Here is a 1281-nt window from a genome sequence, read left to right as displayed (position 1 = left end):
AGGGGTCTGCTGCACGAACGGGTGACAGGTTCGGTCAGGCCGCCTGAGTGGCGGCTGTCGTCATGATCAACTCGTATTCGACCGGGGTCAACCTGCCGAGAGCAGCCTGTCGACGACGTCGGTGATAGGTCCTCTCGATCCAGGTCACGATCGCGATCCGAAGGTCCTCTCGGGTCGCCCAGACCTGACGGTCGAGGACGTTCTTCTGCAGCAGGCTGAAGAACGATTCCATCGCCGCGTTGTCCCCGGCCGCTCCGACGCGGCCCATCGAGCCGACCAGCTGATGACGGTTCAGCACGCGTTGTGCCTTCCGCGAACGGAACTGGGACCCGCGGTCGGAATGGACCACGCACCCGGCCACGACTTCGCCGGCAGCCGAGCGCATCGCGACGGCGTTGTGGATCGCGGCGACCGCGAGTCGGGACTTCATCCGGGAGTCGATCGAGTAGCCGACGATCCGGTTGGAGTACACGTCCTTGATCGCGCAGAGGTAGAGGTTGCCCTCGCTGGTCCAGTGCTCGGTGATGTCGGTCAACCAAAGCCGGTTCGGCGCATCAGCGGTGAAGCTGCGCTTGACCAGGTCGTCGTGGACCGGCGGGCCGGCCTTCTTGGCCTTGCCCCGCTTCGATTTCCCAAACGCCGACCACCACTCGTTGTCCGAGCAGATCTTCCACGCGGTCCGATCTGCCATCGGCTCACCGGCGTCGCGGGCTTCGTCGAGCAGGAATCGGTAACCGAACTCCGGATCGTCCTTGTGGGCATCGAACAAAGCGTTGGCCCGGTAGGCAGTCGCGAGCTCGGCATCGGTGACGGGGTTCGCCAACCAGCGGTAGTAGGGCTGACGGGCGATCTTGAGGACCCGGCACGCCACCGTGACGGGGATGCCGTCCTCGGCCAGCTCGCGGACGAGCGGGTACATCATTTTCCCGGCAGGTTCGCCTGCGACAAATACGCCGCAGCCCGGCGCAGGACCTCGTTCTCCTGCTCCAGCAGCTTGATCCGCTTGTTCGCCTCACGCAGCGCGTCGGACTCGCTCGCGGCCCGGCCCGTCGGCGACGGGCTGGCCGACTTCCGATCCTCGATCGAGAGCCAACGCTTCAGGCATGACGGCGAGACACCGAAGTCCTTCGCGACCTGCGCCATCGAGGCATCAGAGTCGCGGTAGACCCGGATCACGTCCTCGCGGAACTCCTTGGGAAACGCCTTCGGCATGGTGCACATCCTTCCAGCGTCGACACACGTCGACGCAGATCAGATGTCACCTATCCGTGCAGCAGACCC

The 1281-nt window shown here is 65.1% G+C and carries 1 protein-coding gene; it reads right to left on the bottom strand.

The genetic code is table 11. The annotated features are described in order from the left end of the window. Positions 1 to 34 precede the first annotated feature (34 nt). A protein-coding gene (locus AB4Y76_RS21260) for an IS3 family transposase (protein ID WP_441928981.1) occupies positions 35 to 1212 on the bottom strand; the annotation gives its coding sequence in 2 pieces (ribosomal slippage) (positions 35 to 925 and positions 928 to 1212; 1176 coding nt in all). Positions 1213 to 1281 lie beyond the last annotated feature (69 nt).

The organism is Marmoricola sp. RAF53 (assembly GCF_052114005.1).
Lineage (GTDB): Bacteria > Actinomycetota > Actinomycetes > Propionibacteriales > Nocardioidaceae > Marmoricola.
The sequence above is the reverse complement of the archived record's forward strand: the minus strand, read 5'-3'. Positions and strand labels throughout refer to the sequence as shown.